The organism is Pseudomonas caricapapayae (assembly GCF_001400735.1).
Lineage (GTDB): Bacteria > Pseudomonadota > Gammaproteobacteria > Pseudomonadales > Pseudomonadaceae > Aquipseudomonas > Aquipseudomonas caricapapayae.
This window is the reverse complement of record NZ_LJPW01000052.1, coordinates 1-16,966: the sequence shown is the minus strand read 5'-3', so window position 1 is coordinate 16,966 and position 16,966 is coordinate 1. Positions and strand designations below refer to the sequence as shown.

At 60.4% G+C, this 16,966-nt stretch carries 13 protein-coding genes; 9 read left to right on the top strand and 4 right to left on the bottom strand.

All coding sequences use genetic code 11. From position 1 onward, the window contains the following. The 7 genes from ALO80_RS07000 to ALO80_RS06970 form a co-directional block, all read left to right on the top strand. Positions 1 to 330: MotA/TolQ/ExbB proton channel family protein (locus ALO80_RS07000; protein ID WP_024961486.1), on the top strand; the 330-nt coding region annotated here is incomplete at its 5' end. After that, entirely contained in the window at positions 330 to 731 is a 402-nt protein-coding gene (locus ALO80_RS06995) for an ExbD/TolR family protein (RefSeq protein ID WP_002555939.1), read from the top strand. The genes ALO80_RS07000 and ALO80_RS06995, both read left to right, overlap by 1 nt. A 100-nt stretch (positions 732 to 831) precedes the next feature. After that, positions 832 to 3,657, top strand: a complete 2,826-nt coding sequence (locus ALO80_RS06990) for a TonB-dependent receptor (protein WP_055008415.1) — start codon at positions 832 to 834, stop codon at positions 3,655 to 3,657. A gap of 144 nt (positions 3,658 to 3,801) precedes the next feature. Beyond that, positions 3,802 to 5,685 carry an extracellular solute-binding protein gene (locus tag ALO80_RS06985; RefSeq protein WP_055008414.1) on the top strand — a complete coding sequence of 628 codons (1,884 nt, stop codon included), beginning with the start codon at positions 3,802 to 3,804 and terminating at the stop codon, positions 5,683 to 5,685. Between the two features lies 1 nt (position 5,686). Further along, positions 5,687 to 6,754 (top strand): microcin C ABC transporter permease YejB, encoded by a 1,068-nt coding sequence (locus ALO80_RS06980; protein WP_055006184.1) that lies wholly within the window; start codon positions 5,687 to 5,689, stop codon positions 6,752 to 6,754. Continuing rightward, positions 6,754 to 7,776 (top strand): ABC transporter permease, encoded by a 1,023-nt coding sequence (locus ALO80_RS06975; RefSeq protein WP_055006183.1) that lies wholly within the window; start codon positions 6,754 to 6,756, stop codon positions 7,774 to 7,776. Before ALO80_RS06980 ends, ALO80_RS06975 begins: the two co-directional genes overlap by 1 nt. A 1-nt stretch (position 7,777) precedes the next feature. After that, positions 7,778 to 9,361, top strand: a complete 1,584-nt coding sequence (locus ALO80_RS06970; protein ID WP_055008413.1) for an ABC transporter ATP-binding protein — start codon at positions 7,778 to 7,780, stop codon at positions 9,359 to 9,361. Between the two features lie 15 nt (positions 9,362 to 9,376). On the opposite strand, the gene ALO80_RS06965 is transcribed toward ALO80_RS06970, so the two are convergent. Further along, complete coding sequence (locus tag ALO80_RS06965; protein ID WP_054985424.1) at positions 9,377 to 10,873, bottom strand: methyl-accepting chemotaxis protein; 1,497 nt, start codon at positions 10,871 to 10,873, stop codon at positions 9,377 to 9,379. Positions 10,874 to 11,599: 726 nt separating this feature from the next. On the opposite strand from ALO80_RS06965, the gene ALO80_RS06960 reads away from it, so the two are divergent. Further along, a complete protein-coding gene (locus ALO80_RS06960; RefSeq protein ID WP_055008412.1) occupies positions 11,600 to 12,058 on the top strand; it encodes an REP-associated tyrosine transposase in 459 nt (152 codons plus the stop codon). Positions 12,059 to 12,095: 37 nt separating this feature from the next. Here ALO80_RS06960 and ALO80_RS06955 read toward each other — a convergent pair whose 3' ends face one another. The 3 genes from ALO80_RS06955 to gabT form a co-directional block, all read right to left on the bottom strand. Further along, the gene (locus ALO80_RS06955) at positions 12,096 to 12,584 is read right to left on the bottom strand and encodes an Lrp/AsnC family transcriptional regulator (protein WP_002555947.1); all 489 of its coding nucleotides are present in this window, start codon (positions 12,582 to 12,584) and stop codon (positions 12,096 to 12,098) included. 47 nt (positions 12,585 to 12,631) lie between these two features. Further along, the gene (locus ALO80_RS06950; protein ID WP_055008416.1) at positions 12,632 to 13,288 is read right to left on the bottom strand and encodes an HAD family hydrolase; all 657 of its coding nucleotides are present in this window, start codon (positions 13,286 to 13,288) and stop codon (positions 12,632 to 12,634) included. An 81-nt stretch (positions 13,289 to 13,369) separates the two neighbouring features. Then, positions 13,370 to 14,674, bottom strand: coding sequence for a 4-aminobutyrate--2-oxoglutarate transaminase (gabT, locus tag ALO80_RS06945; protein WP_055008411.1), 1,305 nt, complete (start codon positions 14,672 to 14,674; stop codon positions 13,370 to 13,372). A 284-nt stretch (positions 14,675 to 14,958) separates the two neighbouring features. On the opposite strand from gabT, the gene ALO80_RS06940 reads away from it, so the two are divergent. Continuing rightward, complete coding sequence (locus ALO80_RS06940; RefSeq protein WP_055008410.1) at positions 14,959 to 15,888, top strand: 2-hydroxyacid dehydrogenase; 930 nt, start codon at positions 14,959 to 14,961, stop codon at positions 15,886 to 15,888. The last annotated feature ends 1,078 nt before the right edge of the window (positions 15,889 to 16,966 follow it).

The window sequence follows — 16,966 nt, the reverse complement described above, 5'->3', positions numbered from 1 at the left end:
ATCGGCAGCACCGCGCCCTTCATCGGCCTGTTCGGTACGGTCTGGGGGATCATGGAAGCGCTGCAAAGCATTGGCGTGACCGGCTCGGCGAGTCTTGAAGCGGTCGCCGGCCCCATCGGCCACGCGCTGGTCGCCACCGGTGTCGGTATCGCTGTGGCCGTTCCTGCGGTGCTGATCTACAACTTCTTCCTGCGCCGACTCAAGCTCGCCGTGGCCGACATGGATGACTTCGCCCACGACTTTGACGCCCTCGCCCAGCGCAGCGCCTTCGCGGTAACCCGTCAGCCCATCGCCAGCAAGAATGGCCATGCCGTTCGGGAGGCCAGCTAATGTCGTTCTCCACTCAAGACAGCGATGAAGTGCTCAGCGAAATGAACGTCACGCCGTTGGTAGACGTGATGCTCGTACTGCTGGTGGTGTTTATCGTCACCACCCCGCTGATGACCAATGCGATCAAGGTCAACCTGCCCAAGACCGATGCGGTCGCACCCGCCGAGAAGAAAAACCCGGTGGTGGTCAGCGTCGATCAGGACGGCAAGTTCTACCTCGCCAAATCGGAAATTGCCCCGGAACTGCTGGAAAAAAGCCTTCAGGACGAAAAGGCCAAGGACCCGGAAATCCGCGTCCAGTTGCAGGCCGATACCGCCGTGAATTATGGCCAGGTGGCCAAGGCCATGGCGTCCATCGAACGCTCCGGCATTACGAAGATATCCGTCATGACAGCGAAATGACCCTCAGGTGATTTGACGGCTTCGCCGCGCGAAGCCGTCTGACCTGCCCCCCGTAAATGCGGTTGTCCGTGGGCTGAAAAGCCTCTGGAGGGGGAGCTGCTTGCTGGAAAAAGAAGAAGTGGAACTCCCGCTCGGCACAACCGCGTCGGGAACAGAGGGCTCACAAGGCCATTTCAATAACGTCTGGACCAAGTCGGAACTAACCATGCTGATGAATCTTCCCGGTTGCACCCTCAAACCACTGGCCCTCGCGGTCCGGCGTCATCCACGTGCCTTGCTCTGTGCATTGGCCATGGGCATGAGCGGTGCTCAGGCGGCAGACGCCGTCGATGCGGACACGAGCGGTTCTGCCGTGTCCACAAGCGCAGCGGTTGTGCCTGCCACGACCCAGCTGCAACGCGTTGAAGTGACCGGTTCGGCGATCCGCCGGGTCGACGCCGAAACTGCCGTGCCGATCACCATCCTGCGCGCCGACGACCTGAAGAAACAGGGCGTGACCACTACCCAGGAAATGGTCCAGCGCATCACCGGCAGCCAGTCGATCCAGAACAGCGCCGGCTCGATCGGTGCCAGCACCGGCGGTGCCTCGTTCGCCGACATGCGGGGCATTGGCGCGAACAAGACGCTGGTGCTGCTCAATGGCCGCCGTCTGGCCAACAACGCGATTTCCGGTGTGGGCACGCCGAATGGCAGTGCCATCGACCTGAACATGATCCCGTTCGCCGCCATCGACCGCGTCGAAGTATTGCGTGACGGCGCCTCGGCGCTGTACGGCACCGACGCCATCGGCGGTGTGATCAACTTCATCACCAAAAAGTCCCTGACCGACGGCACCCTGACCCTGGGCGGCGACACCCCGACTGCCAGCGGCGGCGGGGCCAGCAAGGACATGAGCGGCAGTTGGGGCTTCGGTGATCTGGAGCAGGACCGCTTCAACGTCATGGGCGTGTTCAACTACAACAAGCAGCAGAATCTGGACGCCAACGACCGTTCATTCACGCGCGATTACCAGCCAGGGCGCGGTCTCAACCAGACGTCCGGCACGGCCTACCCGGCCAACTATTATCAAGGCGACAACTCCGGCAACCCGCTGGGTACAAACTGCGGAGGTGCCAACCTGATCGCCAGCAACGGCATCTGCCGCTTCAGCACTCGCCAGTACATCGACCTGATTCCGCAAACCGAAAAAACCTCGTTCTTCGGCAAGGCCACCGGCAAGCTGGCAGACGATCACAACGTCAGCCTTGAGTACTTCTGGGCTCGCAACAATAACCACACCGGCATTGGCCCGGCGCCACTTACCGGCCTGTCACTGGACGCTTCGTCGCCGTTCTACCCCGGCAACGGCATTACGCCGGCACCGACCGACTTCACCATCGACCCGACGCTACCGGTCAGCACGGCCTGGCGCGAAACAGCGGCTGGCGCACGAGGCTCAAGCGATCAAAACACCAGCCAGCGTTTTTTGCTGAATTTCGACGGTCTGGTGGGCGGATGGGACTACAACGTCGGTGCTTCGTACAACCAGAACAAAGTACTTTCTTCGGTCACCAGCGGCTTCGTCAGTGACTCGGCGATGCGCCAAGGCCTGGCTGATGGCGTCCTCAACCCGTTCGGCCCACAAACCGCCGCAGGCCAGGCCCTGATCGATGCCAACGAATACCACGGCCAATACTCCAGCGCCGTAGGCCGGGTGGCCGGGCTGGATGCGCGTATCAGCCGGGAAATCGGCGACTGGTTCGGTGCAGGCCCGTCGGGTCTGGCATTGGGCGGCGAGTACCGCAAGGAGAAGATGCATCAGGACTTCGACCCTTTCGTCAACGACATCAGCAGCCTGGGCCTGGATGCAGCAGGCAGCGTAGAAGGCGAACGCAGTGTCAAAGCCCAATACGCCGAGTTGAACGTGCCAGTGTTCGACAGCCTGGAACTGACCGCCGCCATCCGTCATGACAAATACAGCGACTTCGGCAGCACCACCAACCCCAAATACTCGTTCCGCTACCAGCCGTTCAAACAAGTCGTGGTCCGCGGTGCCTATAGCGAAGGCTTCCGCGCGCCGTCGTTGTATGAACTGTACGCGCCGCGAAACCTGAGTTACACCCAAGGCTACTACAACGATCCGGTACTCTGTGCTGGCGGCACCGTGCAACCGGGCGGTAATGCCGGTCGCGATTGCCAACAGCAGTTCCTCAACAGCAGCGGTGGCAACACTGAACTGGCGCCGGAAAAAGCCCGCAACGTGACGCTGGGCTTCGTCTACCAGCCGGTCAACAACCTGTCGATGGGCCTGGATTTCTGGTGGATTCACATCTCCAACCAGATTCAGTCGTTCCCGGAGTCTACCGTGTTCGATGACCCGAACACCTACGCTGACCGCTACGTGCGTGCCGCCGACGGTTCGATTGCCAACATCGTCACCGGCAACGCCAACCTGGGTATCGTCAAGACCAGCGGCGTTGACGTAACGCTCGACTACCGCTTTCCGAACACACCTTATGGGCAGTTCGGTCTGGGCATGACCGGTACCTATGTGACCCGTTATGACTTCCAGAACATCATCGACGGCCCGTATACCGACAAGGTAGGCGACTTCCAGGGCGACGGCGTGATCTCGCGCTGGAAGCACGTCCTGACCGGCACCTGGGCACTGGGTGATACCCGCGCGTCCATCACCAACCGCTTCACCAGCGGCTACAACGACTATGACCGTACCACCAATGCACGGGTCGCGTCGTATGCGCTGTGGGACATGTCAGTGGGTCATACCTTCGACAAGGTGCTGGATATCGACGCTGGTGTGCGCAACATGTTCGACCGCAACCCGCCGTTTTCCAACCAGGCCTACAACTTCCAGTCCGGCTACGATCCTCGTTACGCCGACCCGCTGGGCCGCACCCTGTTCGCCCGCGCGACTTACCACTTCTGAGTGTGACGATGTGGCCCATACACGCTCCGTGGGCCACATCAGATTGCGAGCTCGCCCCCTCCGGCCCAGGTTTCATCCACCTTCCCCGGCCGGGGGCTTTTTCGCAGTGTTCGATCATTCAGTGCGTACGAGGAAAGCCCCACCATGTCGCGTCTTAACCGATTCCTGCAGCGCCTGCTTATGGGCGTTGCGCTGTGCAGTGGCTGGCAGGTCGCGCAGGCTGCGCCGACCCACGCCTTGACCGTCTATGGCGAGGCACCGAAATACCCGGCTGGCTTCCAGCACTTCGATTACGTCAACCCGAACGCCCCAAAAGGCGGTTCGCTGACCCGCTCAGCGGAAGAAATCGGCCAGTTCAATTACCTCAACCCTTACGTCGATCAGGGCATCAATGTGGTGCAGGTCGATACCTGGGTGTACTCACCCTTGGCCTATCGCTCGCTGGATGAGCCGTACACCGTTTATGGCCTGATCGCTGAAAAGATGGAGATGGACCCCGACGGTCTGTGGATCCGTTTTTTCCTCAACCCCAAGGCACGCTTCGAAGACGGCAAGCCCGTCACCGCAGAAGACGTGCGCTACACCTTCGAGCTGATGACCACCAAGGCCAGCTTCAGCTATCGCCCCATGTTTGCCGACGTCAAGAACGTCACCATCGAAGGACCGTTGCAGATTCGCTTCGATTTCAAGAACAACCTCAATCGTACGCTGGCGCTGGACATTGCCAGCCTGCACATCCTGCCCGAGCACTGGTGGAAGACCCGCGACTTCGCCAACGGCGGCGGCTTCGAGCCACCGCTGGGCAACGGCCCTTACCGGGTCGCCAAGGTCGATGCAGGGCGCAGCGTGGTCTTCGAGCGGGTCAAGGACTGGTGGGGCAAGGACCTCCCGGTCAGCCGCGGCCTGTACAACTTCGACACCCTGACCGTGAACTTTTACGGCGACACGGAAATCGCCCGGCAACTGCTGCAGGCCGGGGCATTCGACTACAACCGCGAGTACTCCTCGTCCGGCTTCGTGGTCGGCTACAGCGGCCCGGCGATCGACGACGGGCGTCTGCAAAAGCGCATCCTCGCCCGCCAGCGTCCGGTCGCTGCGCAGGGTTTCGTGTTCAACCTGGACAACCCGATCTTCAAGGACCGCCGCGTCCGTGAAGCGCTGTCGCTGCTGTGGGATTTCGACTGGATCAACCGACGGGTCATGCGCAATTTCTACGTGCGCGAGCAGAGTTACTTTCCGAAAAGCGACATGGCCGCCACCGAGCTGCCCACTCCGGGCGAGCTGAAGATTCTCGAGCCCTTGCGCGGCCAGGTGCCGGATGAGGTGTTCAGCAAGGTGTATCAGCCGCCGAAGACCGACGGCAGCGGCTACATCCGCGACAAACAGTTGCAGGCCCTCAAGCTGCTGGCCGAAGCGGGCTGGCACCCGAAAGACAACAAGTTGGTCAACGCGGCGGGCGAGCCGATGGTGTTCAGCTTCCTCGACGGCCAGGGCGGCTTCGACCGTCTGATTCTGCCCTTCAAACGCACGTTGGCGCAGATCGGTATCACTCTGGATTTCCTGCGTATCGATTCGGCGCAGTACATCAACCGGCTCAATGCCCGGGACTACGACATGATCGTGGTGACCCTGCCCAAAAGCGGCAATCCGATCATTTCCCCAGGCCGTGAGCTGTACAACCTGTACGGCTCGCAAAGCGCCACGGAATCGGGCAGTTCCAACGCTATGGTGCTGCGTAACCCTGCAGTGGACACGCTGATCGACGGACTGGTGAGCGCCCACACGCGCAATGACATGGTGCTCTACGCACGGGCGCTGGATCGGGTTCTGCAATGGGGCTACTACATGATCCCCAACTACTACTCCAAGGGCACGCCGCTGGTGTTCGCCAACCGTTTTGGCATGCCTGATGTGGCCCCGGTCTACGACGTCGGCCTGGAAACCTGGTGGCAGATCAGCCCGACTCCGTTGACCAACGATCAGGCCGCTGCACTGACCGGCAAGCCCGCCGCTGCCAAGGAGTATTGAGATGCTGGCTTATGTGATTCGACGCCTGCTGCTGATCATCCCCACGCTGCTGGCCATTCTGATTGTCAATTTCCTGATCGTACAGGCGGCCCCCGGTGGCCCGGTCGAACAGGCCATCGCCCGTATCCAGGGCTTCAGCCCCAACGGTGTCGGCGGCGGTGGTGGTGAAGTGGCTGCAACCGGCACCACCAGCCGCAGCACACGCGGGCTGGACCCGGCGCTGATCGAGCAGATCAAAGAGCATTACGGTTTCGACAAACCGATGCACGAGCGGCTGTGGCTGATGCTCAAGAACTACGCACAGCTGGATTTCGGCACCAGCTTCTTCCGCGGTGCGCCGGTCACCGAACTGATTGCGCAGAAGCTTCCGGTGTCGCTGTCGCTCGGGCTCTGGGCGACGTTGATCACTTACCTGATTTCCATCCCGCTGGGCATTCGCAAGGCGGTACGGCATGGCAGTGCATTTGATGTCTGGAGCAGCACGCTGGTGATCATCGGCTACGCCACGCCCGCGTTTCTGTTCGCCATCCTGCTCATCGTGGTATTCGCCGGAGGCAGTTATCTGAGCTGGTTTCCGGCGCAGGGTTTGTTCTCGGAGAACTTCGATAGCCTGGGTACCTGGGGCAAGATCAAGGACTATCTGTGGCACCTGGTGTTGCCGGTCAGTTCGCTGGTGATCGGCGGCTTCGCCACGCTGACCATCCTCACCAAGAACAGCTTTCTCAACGAGATCAGCCGTCAGTACGTGGTCACTGCGCGCGCCAAGGGCCTGACCGAGCATCGTGTGTTGTACGGCCATGTGTTTCGCAACGCCATGCTGCTGGTCATCGCCGGCATTCCGCAGGCCTTGATCGAGGTGTTCTTTGCCGGCTCGCTGCTGATCGAAACCATCTTCGGCCTCGATGGGCTGGGGCGCATGAGTTATGAGGCAGCGGTCTCTCGGGACTACCCCGTGGTGTTCGGCACGTTGTTCCTGTTCACGCTGTTCGGCCTGCTGATCAAACTGATAGGCGACCTGTGTTACACGCTGGTCGACCCGCGCATCGATTTTTCCGCGAGGAGCGCCTGATGTTCGAGTTTTCTCCCCAGACCCGGCGACGTTTCGACCTGTTCAGGGCCAACCGGCGTGGCTGGTGGTCGCTGTGGATCTTCATCGGCCTGATGCTGATCTGTCTGTGCGGCGAGCTCATCGCCAACGACAAGCCGTTGCTGATCCGCTACGACGGGCAGTTGTATTACCCGGTGTTGCACACCTACATGGAAACCGATTTCGGCGGCGAGTTGCCCTTCGAACCGGATTACTCCAGCGAGTACGTGCGCAAGCTGATCGCCGCGAAAAACGGCTGGATGCTCTTCGCGCCGATCCCGTTCAGCCACGACACCATCAACTACGATCTGGACGCGCCATCGCCCAGCCCGCCCGATGGCACCAACTGGCTGGGCACCGACGAGCAAGCCCGTGACGTGCTGGCGCGGGTGCTGTTCGGCGCGCGGATTTCCATTATGTTCGCGCTGCTGTTGACCGCGATCAGCACGGTGATCGGGGTCTGCGCCGGGGCGATTCAGGGTTACTACGGCGGCATGACCGACCTGATCGGTCAGCGCATTCAGGAGATCTGGTCGGGGTTGCCGGTGCTGTATCTGCTGATCATCCTGTCCGGCTTCGTATCACCGAATTTCTGGTGGTTGCTGGGGATCATGGCGTTGTTCTCCTGGTTGTCGCTGGTGGACGTGGTGCGTGCCGAGTTTTTGCGCGGGCGCAATCTGGAGTACGTGAAAGCCGCCCGCGCGCTGGGCCTGACTGATGCCGCGCTGATGTGGCGGCACATTCTGCCCAACGCGATGACCAGCACCCTGACTTACCTGCCGTTCATCATCACCGGTGCCATCGCCACCCTGACTGCGCTGGATTTTCTCGGCTTCGGCATGCCGGCAGGCAGCGCGTCGCTGGGCGAACTGATCGGTGAGGCCAAGCGCAATCTGCAGGCACCGTGGCTGGGGCTGACTGCATTCGTGGCGCTGGCCCTGATTCTTTCTCTGCTGGTGTTCATCGGTGAAGCCTGCCGCGACGCATTCGATCCTCGGAGCTGACATGCAAGACAACCTGATTGAAATTCGCGACCTGCGGGTCGCCTTCAACGGCCACGAAGTGGTGCATGGCGTCAGCCTCGACATCCGCCGTGGCGAATGCCTGGCGCTGGTGGGTGAATCCGGCTCTGGCAAGTCGGTCACCGCGCATTCGATTCTGCGCCTGCTGCCCGCCAAAACCGTCAGCACCCAGGGCTCGATTCGTTATGACGGGCTCGACCTGGTTCACGCCAGCGACAAGCAATTGCGCAGCCTGCGTGGCAATCGCGTGGCGATGATTTTTCAGGAGCCCATGAGTTCGCTGAACCCGTTGCACACGGTTGAAAAACAGATTGGCGAAATTCTCATGACCCACAAGGGCCTGAAAGGCAAGGCTGCGCTGAGCAGGACGCTGGAGCTGCTGGAGCTGGTCGGCATCCGCGATCCGTTGTCACGCCTCAAGGCGTATCCGCATCAACTGTCGGGCGGTCAGCGTCAGCGCATCATGATCGCCATGGCGCTGGCCAACGAGCCTGACTTGCTGATTGCCGACGAACCGACCACAGCGCTGGACGTAACTGTGCAGGTGAAGATTCTGGCGTTGCTCAAGTCCCTGCAACAGCGGCTGAACATGTCGCTGCTGCTGATCAGTCATGACCTCAATCTGGTGCGGCGCATTGCACAGCGGGTCTGCGTGATGCGTGAGGGCGAAATCGTTGAACAGGCCGACTGCCAGACGCTGTTCGACAGCCCGCAGCACCCTTACAGTCGCTTGCTGATCAACGCGGAACCGGATGGCGAGCCGGTGCCCTCCACGCACAGCAACACGCTGCTGTCGGTTCAGGACCTGAAAGTCTGGTTCCCGCTGGGCAAAGCCTGGTTCAAGCGCGAGCCGCAGTATGTGAAGGCGGTGGACGGGGTGAGTTTCGAGCTGCTCAAGGGCAAGACGCTCGGGATCGTCGGCGAGTCGGGTTCCGGTAAATCGACCCTGGGCCAGGCGATTTTGCGCCTTGTAGATTCAGAGGGCAGCATCCGTTTCGGCACCAAGGAGCTGAGCCTGCACAGTCAGCACCTGATGCGCCCGTTGCGTCGCCAGTTGCAGGTGGTCTTTCAGGACCCGTTCGGCAGCCTCAGCCCGCGCATGACCGTGGAGCAGATCATTGCCGAGGGACTGGTGACGCATGACATCGGTACGCCGAAAGAACGCGAGCAGACAGTCATTCGGGTCTTGCAGGAGGTCGGGCTGGAACCTGCGACCCGGCACCGTTACCCCCACGAGTTTTCCGGAGGGCAACGCCAGCGCATTTCCATCGCCCGGGCGCTGGTGCTTGAACCGGATCTGATCCTGCTCGACGAGCCGACTTCAGCGCTCGACCGTACGGTGCAAAAACAGATCGTCGCACTGTTGCGCGACCTGCAGATTCGTCATGGCCTGACGTACCTGTTCATCAGCCATGACCTGGCCGTGGTTCACGCGCTGGCCCATGACCTGATCGTGATCAAGGACGGTAAAGTCGTCGAGCAAGGCCCGTCGCGTGCGATCTTCGCTGCACCGCAGCAGGCCTACACTCAGGAACTGCTGCGTTCGTCCGGGCTGGTGTTTGCCTGAGCCTGTGCTGGAAGGCTAATTATGGAAACTCTGGCCCAGCGCCTCCAGGCGTATGGCCAGCGGCGAAAGGCTCTGGCTGCTGGTCGCCAGTACGCCGATATTGGCAGCGGTGTGCTCGGCGATGGTCTGCACCGAGCGTAGTTGATCGGCAATTTCACGGCTGACGGTGGACTGTTGTTCCGTGGTCGTGGCAATCAGGCCGTTGAGCTGGGTGATATGCCCGATGCCTTCGCCCACCGCACGCAGGGATTCCGACGCCCGCTGGCTGTTTTCCACACAGCGCCCGACGCCTTGCAGGCTGTCGTTCATGGCCGTAGCCGCCTGACGGCTGCCCCTTTGCAGGTCTTCGATAATGGTCTGGATTTCCTTGGTGGACGACGCTGTGCGCTGCGCGAGGTTGCGCACTTCGTCGGCCACCACCGCAAAGCCCCGGCCCTGCTCTCCGGCCCTGGCGGCTTCAATCGCCGCGTTGAGTGCCAGCAGGTTGGTCTGCTCGGCGATGCTGCCGATCACGTCCAGCACCTTGCCGATCTGTTCTGACTGGTTGGCGAGCGCCTGCACGGTTTCATCGGTGGTGTTGATGCGCGCTGCAAGCTGGGTGATTTCGCTCTGTGCGCGGTCGACGCTGTCCCGCCCATGCGCCACCTGATCGCTGGCGTCACCGGCGCGCTGCACGGCTTGGGCGACGTGGCTGGAGATATCGTTCATGGCATCGCCCATGCGCTGCATCGCGCCGGTCATGCGGGCAATCTCGCTGAGCTGATGCTGTGCGCCGGTTTCCAGCGTACCGCTGGCCTTGGCGAGGTCATGGCCCAGTTCCCCCAGCCCGCGGGTGTCGCGCACCACGCCGTCGACAAGGCCGGTGATCTGCGCCAGAAACTGTTCGAAACGCAGCGCCAGCGGCACGCGTTTACCCGACCGCTCACTGGTCTGACTATCAGGGGAAAACTGGTTGGTGGTGGCCAGCATGCGATCGAGCATGTCCTGATTCTCGACCGCCTCGGCCTGATTCTGCACCGCGAGGTAGACCAGAATGGCGCTTTCGACCACCACATACACCGCATGCACGATCACCATGCTCCAGCCACCGCCATGATGCATGACGTACACCGGAAAGCCGGCATGCTGCAGGGCGTGGAAGCCGACATGGTGGATGGCAATGGTGACGGCGGCGACCAGGATCGGCAGCCAGTCGCGGTAGAAGGTCAGTACTGCCAGAAACACAAAGATGCCGAAGTGTATTTCAATCAGCCCATGTGCCTGGTTGATGTGCAGCGCGGCCATGACCATCAGGCCCACGCCTACGCAGCAGCGCATCAATCGGGTGCCGCCAATGGCGCGATACAGGCCGGTCAGCACCACAGCGGTGCCGCCGCCGACCACGACTGCCTGGGTAAACGTATCGAACCAGAATGCCAACCCGAGCGCATAGATGAACAACAGCCAGATCAGGCCCAGCATAATCCGGTCGGCTTTGCGGTAATGGTCTAGGAAACGAGGGGCTGCGGGCATCGAACACATCCTTTTGAAATCCATGGCGACAGGGGCCCTGTCGGTTTTCAAGTCTGGACGAGCAAAAGCCCGGCCAACGTGCCGCCCAGATAGTAGCCCTGTGCTATAAATTCAGAAATAGATTATTTACTCGGTATTCGGGCGCGATGATGGAGCGGGCATCCGGTGGTGGGCAGGCCGGGCCTCTTCGCGGACAAGTCCGCTCCCACGACTGCTTCTTCCACGCGCCCCTGTAGGAGTGGACTTGTCCACGAAGGCTGACCCTCCAGCACCGAATAATTCATTGAAGAAACCTGATTAGACACAAACCCAGAACCGATCATTTGTGTACACCGCGCATCAGGTGGCAGCCGGTCTGACGCCTTCGCGGACAAGTCCGCTCCCACGACGGCACTCGTGCCGCGCGCCCCTGTAGGAGTGGACTTGTCCACGAAGGCTGACCCTCCAGCACCGAATAATTCATTGAAGAAACCTGATTAGACACAAACCCAGAACAGATCAGTTGTGCACACCGCGCCTTAGGCGTAGCCGGTCTGATGCCTTCGCGGACAAGTCCGCTCCCACGACTGCTTCTTCCACGCTCACCTGTAGGAGTGGACTTGTCCACGAAGACTGACCCTCCAGCACCGAATAATTCATTGAAATCACATGCGGTAAAGCATTTCTCCGTTGATTCAGATGCCACGCGCTAACGTTCACTGGTGAAGTAATTTTAGGGGCAATTGAATGCATGTTTATTCTGCGTCACGACGTTTGCGTACGGGCCGATACTCCGCGATAGGCCAGATATATATGGTGACTTCAGTGACACGAGGACGCGAACCTGTATTCGCCGATGTTCGTCTCGGGCGCTTGCTGGTTCGAGAGCTGAGACGATGCGAAGAGCAGGAACTGGTCAGGTCGCTTGCCTGGGTCGTAATGCCTGACCACGTTCACTGGCTTCTTGAGCTCAAAAAGAATGACCTGTCCATGTTGATGCAACAGCTTAAAGCACGTAGTTCGATAACCATCGGAAAAATCAGAGCCCATCCCGATACCCTGTGGCAGTCCGGTTATCACGATCAGGCTGTGCGCAATGAGCAGGACATGCTCGGTCTGGCTCGCTATATCGTCGCAAACCCGCTACGCGCAGGACTGGTCAAGAAGATAGGAGATTATCCACTGTGGGATGCGATATGGGTTTGAACCCCACCTCCATACAGTGGAACATATTTACGCTGTTTCAATGCCGCAATAACTTGCGCAACGGCACGCCGTCTTTCATCACCGGGGATTTGATGACGATGTAGCTGAAGTACTTGGAGATGCCGATGTTCTTGTCCAGCAGTTCTTCGATCACCTCCTGATAGTGCTGAATGCTGCGGGTCATGAAGCGCACCAGGTAATCGTAGCCACCGCTGATCAGGTGGCATTCCAGCACTTCGTCCACGTGGCGGATGTTGGCCTCGAATTTGGCGAAGTCTTCACGCTTATGATCGCTGAGAGAGATTTCCGTGAATACGGTGACCGACTCGGTGATCTTTGCCAGATTGAGGTGCGCCTTGTAACTGGAAATGTAACCTGCCGACTCAAGACGTTTGACGCGTTGCAGGCAAGGGCTCGCGGAAAGCCCGACGGCATCGGCCAGGCTGACGTTGGTCATGCGCCCGTCTTTCTGGAGTTCTACCAGGATATTGATATCAATCCGATCCAGTTTGACCAAGCCTTCCATTACCTACCTCTTGTATTGCCATTCACGGTGCCTACCTTCTAGCAAAATCAGCGCCGTAAAGACAGCTGATGCTGTGCGACGAGATCGGCCATGCTGTTTATGCACAGGTCGGCCGTGCAGGGCTGGCTATGCTGTTCCCGGCTGCGGCGGATCAGGCAAAGGCCACCGGTGTTCAGCGCCGAAGCGGGCGGGCGAGATACAAGAAGGGTTTCGTGGGGTTCCAGGTCCATCCCGGCAAGCCAGCCTGGGTCGTCCAGCGGATGCGTGGCCAGTGACAGCAGGCTGTCCGGCTCAAGCCCCAGCCGTTCGCAGAGCAGGCTGCGATCCTGCAGATCCCGATCAGCGTACACCAGCAACCGATAGAACTTGCGCAGGTAGAGCATTGCGCCGGGTGCGTCTTCGAACATTGTCCAGTCAGGCACTGAGCGGGCGAAGGTCATGCCCTCTTCCCAACTGGCCTTGATGCCAAGGCGCTCGGCCAGTTGCCGGTGCGCAAAGCACAGCAGACCGCTGAAACCCAGCTCGTCAAACCGTGGATACAACGTGCGGACCACGTCATTGAATTCAGTCAGCACCTGATCTTTTTCCGGTGTGTCGAGACCGTTATCCAGCAACGGCTGCAACGCCGCCCAGACCCCTGAATCGCGGTCCACCAGAACTTCATCACAATCGATCAGCAGTGCGCGGTAATCAATAAGCCCCATGGCAGGCAACGTCTCCATTCAACAATGATCTCCAGCGCTCGTGGTCGCAGCGTCTCGCGACGACCGCGACCACGCTTGCGCTCAGCTGGACTTCAATACTCGTGCCAAGGCAGCATCGAGAATGCTCAGCGCTTCATCGATCTGCTGCTCAGTGGTCACCAGCGGTGCCAGAAAGCGCAGTACGTTGCGGTACACACCGCACTTGATCACCAGCAGACCGCCGATGCGGGCCTGATCGATGATCTTCTGGTTCAGATCGGCGTCCGGGCTGCGTGCAGCGTCGTTCCTGACCAGTTCCATGGCGAGCATGAAGCCTGTGCCGCGCACATCGCCGATGCAGTCGTAACGGCCTTTGAGCGCGAGCAGGCCGGCGCGCAAGCGTTCGCCCAGCTGTTCGCCACGTGCCAGCAGATTGTCCTGCTCGTAGGTGTCGATCACCGCCAGCGCGGCGGCGCAGGACAGCGCATTGCCCCCGTAGGTGCCGCCCAGACCGCCCGGAAGCGGTGCATCCATGATCTCGGCGCGCCCGACCACGCCCGACAGCGGCATCCCGCCTGCGAGGCTTTTGGCGACAGTGACCAGATCCGGCTGAATACCGGCATGCTCGAAACCGAACCACTTGCCGGTACGGCCGAAGCCGGTCTGGATTTCATCCAGGATCAGCACGATGCCGTGTTGCTCGGTAAGTGCACGCAACGCCTTGAGGAATTCGACGGGTGCGGTCAGGAAGCCGCCGTCACCCTGCACCGGCTCGATCAGAATGGCCGCCACGCGGTCCGGTGCAACCTGAGTGGCGAGCAGTTCATGCAGAGCCGCCAGGGCGACTTCGGTGGTCACGCCGCGATATGCGTTCGGGTATGGCGTGTGAAACACCTCGGGTGCCATAGGGCCGAAATTCTGTTTATACGGCTGGCTCATGCCGGTCAGCGTGGTACCAAGCAGCGTACGGCCGTGGAAGCCGCCACGAAACGAGATAATCGCCGGGCGATTGGTGTGGGCGCGGGCGATTTTCACCGCGTTTTCGACTGCTTCGGCACCGGAGGTAAAAAACACTGCCTTGTGATCGATACCGCTCTGGCCTGCGATCATCTGGCTCAGGCGTTTGGCCAGATCGACATAGGGCTGATAGGACGCGACCTGAAAGCAGGCGTGAGTAACCTTGGTCAACTGCGCCTGAATTGCCTTGACCACATTCGGGTGGTTGTGACCGATGTTCAATACGCCGATACCGCCGACAAAATCCAGATAGCGTTTGCCATCGACGTCCCACAGTTCAGAACCCTGCGCCCGGTCGATGACCAGCGGATGGGCTGTGACAATGCCACGCGGCACGAACTGGTCGCGCTGGCGGAGCAGATGAGGTGTTTCGTCGACTTTGCTGTTCATGGTCTTACCTGTCGTGGGCCTGGCAGCCGGCGGGGTGGCTGCGATGCTGTTCAGGTTAAGCGTTCAGCAAAATGATCTACGCCGAACTTGCCCTCTCAGATGTCCAGATCGACTGTTTTTCGCCTCGCAAACGGCAGATTCCTTCATGCCCCGCGAGCGCCATGCAATCTGCCGGGCAACGCCGCTTTTCAGATAGTCGAGCGCCCGGGAAGACGGCGTTTCAACATATCCTGCTCCCGACTTGCGGCATGATGGGGTTCCCCTTTCATGCTCAGGAAACGCCCATGCCCGCCCTGCTCTACAAAGCCGACCCCGCACGCGCCGAACGATGGCGAATTCTGTTTGCCGAGCATGCGCCTGACATTGAATGGCGGGTGTGGCCGGACATCGGTGATCCGGCCGATATCCATTACCTGGGGGCCTGGCTGGCACCTGATGATCTGCAGGAACTGCTGCCCAACCTGAAAGTGCTGTTCGCCCTGTCTGCGGGTGTGGATCAGCTGGATCTGAGCCGCATTCCGAAATCGTTGCCGGTGGTTCGTCTGCTCGACCCGGGTATCAGTCACGGAATGTGTCAGTACGCTTCCTTTGCGGTACTGAGTCTGCATCGGGACATGCTGCGCTATCGGCAGCAGCAGATTGAGGGCCTCTGGAAGGCTCATCCACTGATGCCGGCGCAACAGCGTCGAGTGGGCGTGATGGGGTTGGGCTTGCAGGCGCAGCATATTCTGTCGAGCCTCAAGCCGTTCGGGTTCGAGCTGTCGGGCTGGGCGCGCAGCGAGCATCGGATCGAGGGTGTGACGTGCTATGCGGGTGAAGAGCAGTTGGGTGCGTTTCTCGGGCAATGCGATATTTTGCTGTGCGTATTGCCGCTGACCGGGCAAACCGAAGGCATCCTCAATCGCCAGCTTTTCGAGCGACTGCCTCAAGGTGCTGCACTGATCAATATGGGCCGTGGCGGGCATCTGGTGGAAGCGGACCTGCTTGAAGCTCTGGACAGCGGCCAACTGAGCGCTGCGGTGCTGGATGTATTGCAGCAAGAGCCAGCACCTGCCAGCCATCCGTTCTGGCATCACCCGAAGATCCTGCTAACCCCGCACGTCGCTGCCATGACCCAGCCGGAAAGCGCATTTCCCGGCCTGCTCGACAACATTCGCCGCTTCGAGCGGGGTGAAGCGATGCAAGGACAGGTGGATCGCGGGCAAGGTTATTGACTGCTAACTGTCGCAATACTCAGCTGCGATGAGTATTGAGAACAGCGTTTCTGCCCGGAGGGCATGGGAGGTTGTGGACAAGCGGAGCGTCGCACGATCCCAACACTCCGGGATACAGCTTCTGCCCGGAGGGCGTGGGAGCAGACTTGTCCGCGATGGGCTGCGAAGCGGTCCTAAACGGGCCACCTTGATTGTGTCTGATGCACCGGTTTTGCTGCCGGTTCCCGGCAGTTCGCGGACAAGTCCGCTCCTACAAAAACCGGGAGGTTGTGGACAAGCTAAGCGTCGCACGATCCCCACACCCCTGGGCACAATCAATACAGCTTCTGCCCGGACGTGGGAGCGGACTTGTCCGCGATGGGCTGCGAAGCGGCCCTAAAACAGGCCACCTCGGCTGTGTCTGGTACATCGAAGCGGCTGGTTTTGCTGCCGGTTTCCGGCAGTTCGCGGACAAGTCCGCTCCTACAAAAAACGCGAGGTTGTGGACAAGCGGAGCGTCGCACGATCCCAACACTCCGGGGCAGAATCAATACAGCTTCTGCCCGGAGGGAGTGGGAGCCGACTTGTCCGCGATGGGCTGCGAAGCGGCCCTAAAACGGGCCACCTCGGCTGTGTCTGATGCACCGTATGCTCCGGTTTTGCTACCGGTTTCCGGCAGTTCGCGGACAAGTCCGCTCCTACAAAAACCGGGAGGTTGTGGACAAGCTAAGCGTCGTACGATCCCAACACCTTCGTGCAGAATCAATACAGCTTCTGCCCGGACGTGGGAGCGGACTTGTCCGCGATGGGCTGCGAAGCGGCCCTAAAACAGGCCACTTGGATTGTGTCTGATGCACCGTATGCATCGGTTTTTGCTGCCGGTTTCCGGCAGTTCGCGGACAAGTCCGCTCCTACAAAAAACGGGAGGTTGTGGACAGGCGGAGCGTCGCACGATCCCCACACCCCCGGGGCAGAATCAATACAGCTTCTGCCCGGAGGGAGTGGGAGCCGACTTGTCCGCGATGGGCTGCGAAGCGGCCCTAAAACAGGCCACCTCGGCTGTGTCTGGTACATCGAAGCAGCTGGTTTTGCTGCCGGT

Bases quoted from the DNA above. Each gene is read 5' to 3' on its own strand.
- ALO80_RS06995 (WP_002555939.1), top strand. From the start codon at position 330: ATGTCGTTCTCCACTCAAGACAGCGATGAAGTGCTCAGCGAAATGAAC.
- ALO80_RS06985 (WP_055008414.1), top strand. From the start codon at position 3,802: ATGTCGCGTCTTAACCGATTCCTGCAGCGCCTGCTTATGGGCGTTGCG.
- ALO80_RS06980 (WP_055006184.1), top strand. From the start codon at position 5,687: ATGCTGGCTTATGTGATTCGACGCCTGCTGCTGATCATCCCCACGCTG.
- ALO80_RS06975 (WP_055006183.1), top strand. From the start codon at position 6,754: ATGTTCGAGTTTTCTCCCCAGACCCGGCGACGTTTCGACCTGTTCAGG.
- ALO80_RS06970 (WP_055008413.1), top strand. From the start codon at position 7,778: ATGCAAGACAACCTGATTGAAATTCGCGACCTGCGGGTCGCCTTCAAC.
- ALO80_RS06965 (WP_054985424.1), bottom strand. From the start codon at position 10,873: ATGCCCGCAGCCCCTCGTTTCCTAGACCATTACCGCAAAGCCGACCGG.
- ALO80_RS06960 (WP_055008412.1), top strand. From the start codon at position 11,600: ATGCATGTTTATTCTGCGTCACGACGTTTGCGTACGGGCCGATACTCC.
- ALO80_RS06955 (WP_002555947.1), bottom strand. From the start codon at position 12,584: ATGGAAGGCTTGGTCAAACTGGATCGGATTGATATCAATATCCTGGTA.
- ALO80_RS06950 (WP_055008416.1), bottom strand. From the start codon at position 13,288: ATGGGGCTTATTGATTACCGCGCACTGCTGATCGATTGTGATGAAGTT.
- gabT (WP_055008411.1), bottom strand. From the start codon at position 14,674: ATGAACAGCAAAGTCGACGAAACACCTCATCTGCTCCGCCAGCGCGAC.
- ALO80_RS06940 (WP_055008410.1), top strand. From the start codon at position 14,959: ATGCCCGCCCTGCTCTACAAAGCCGACCCCGCACGCGCCGAACGATGG.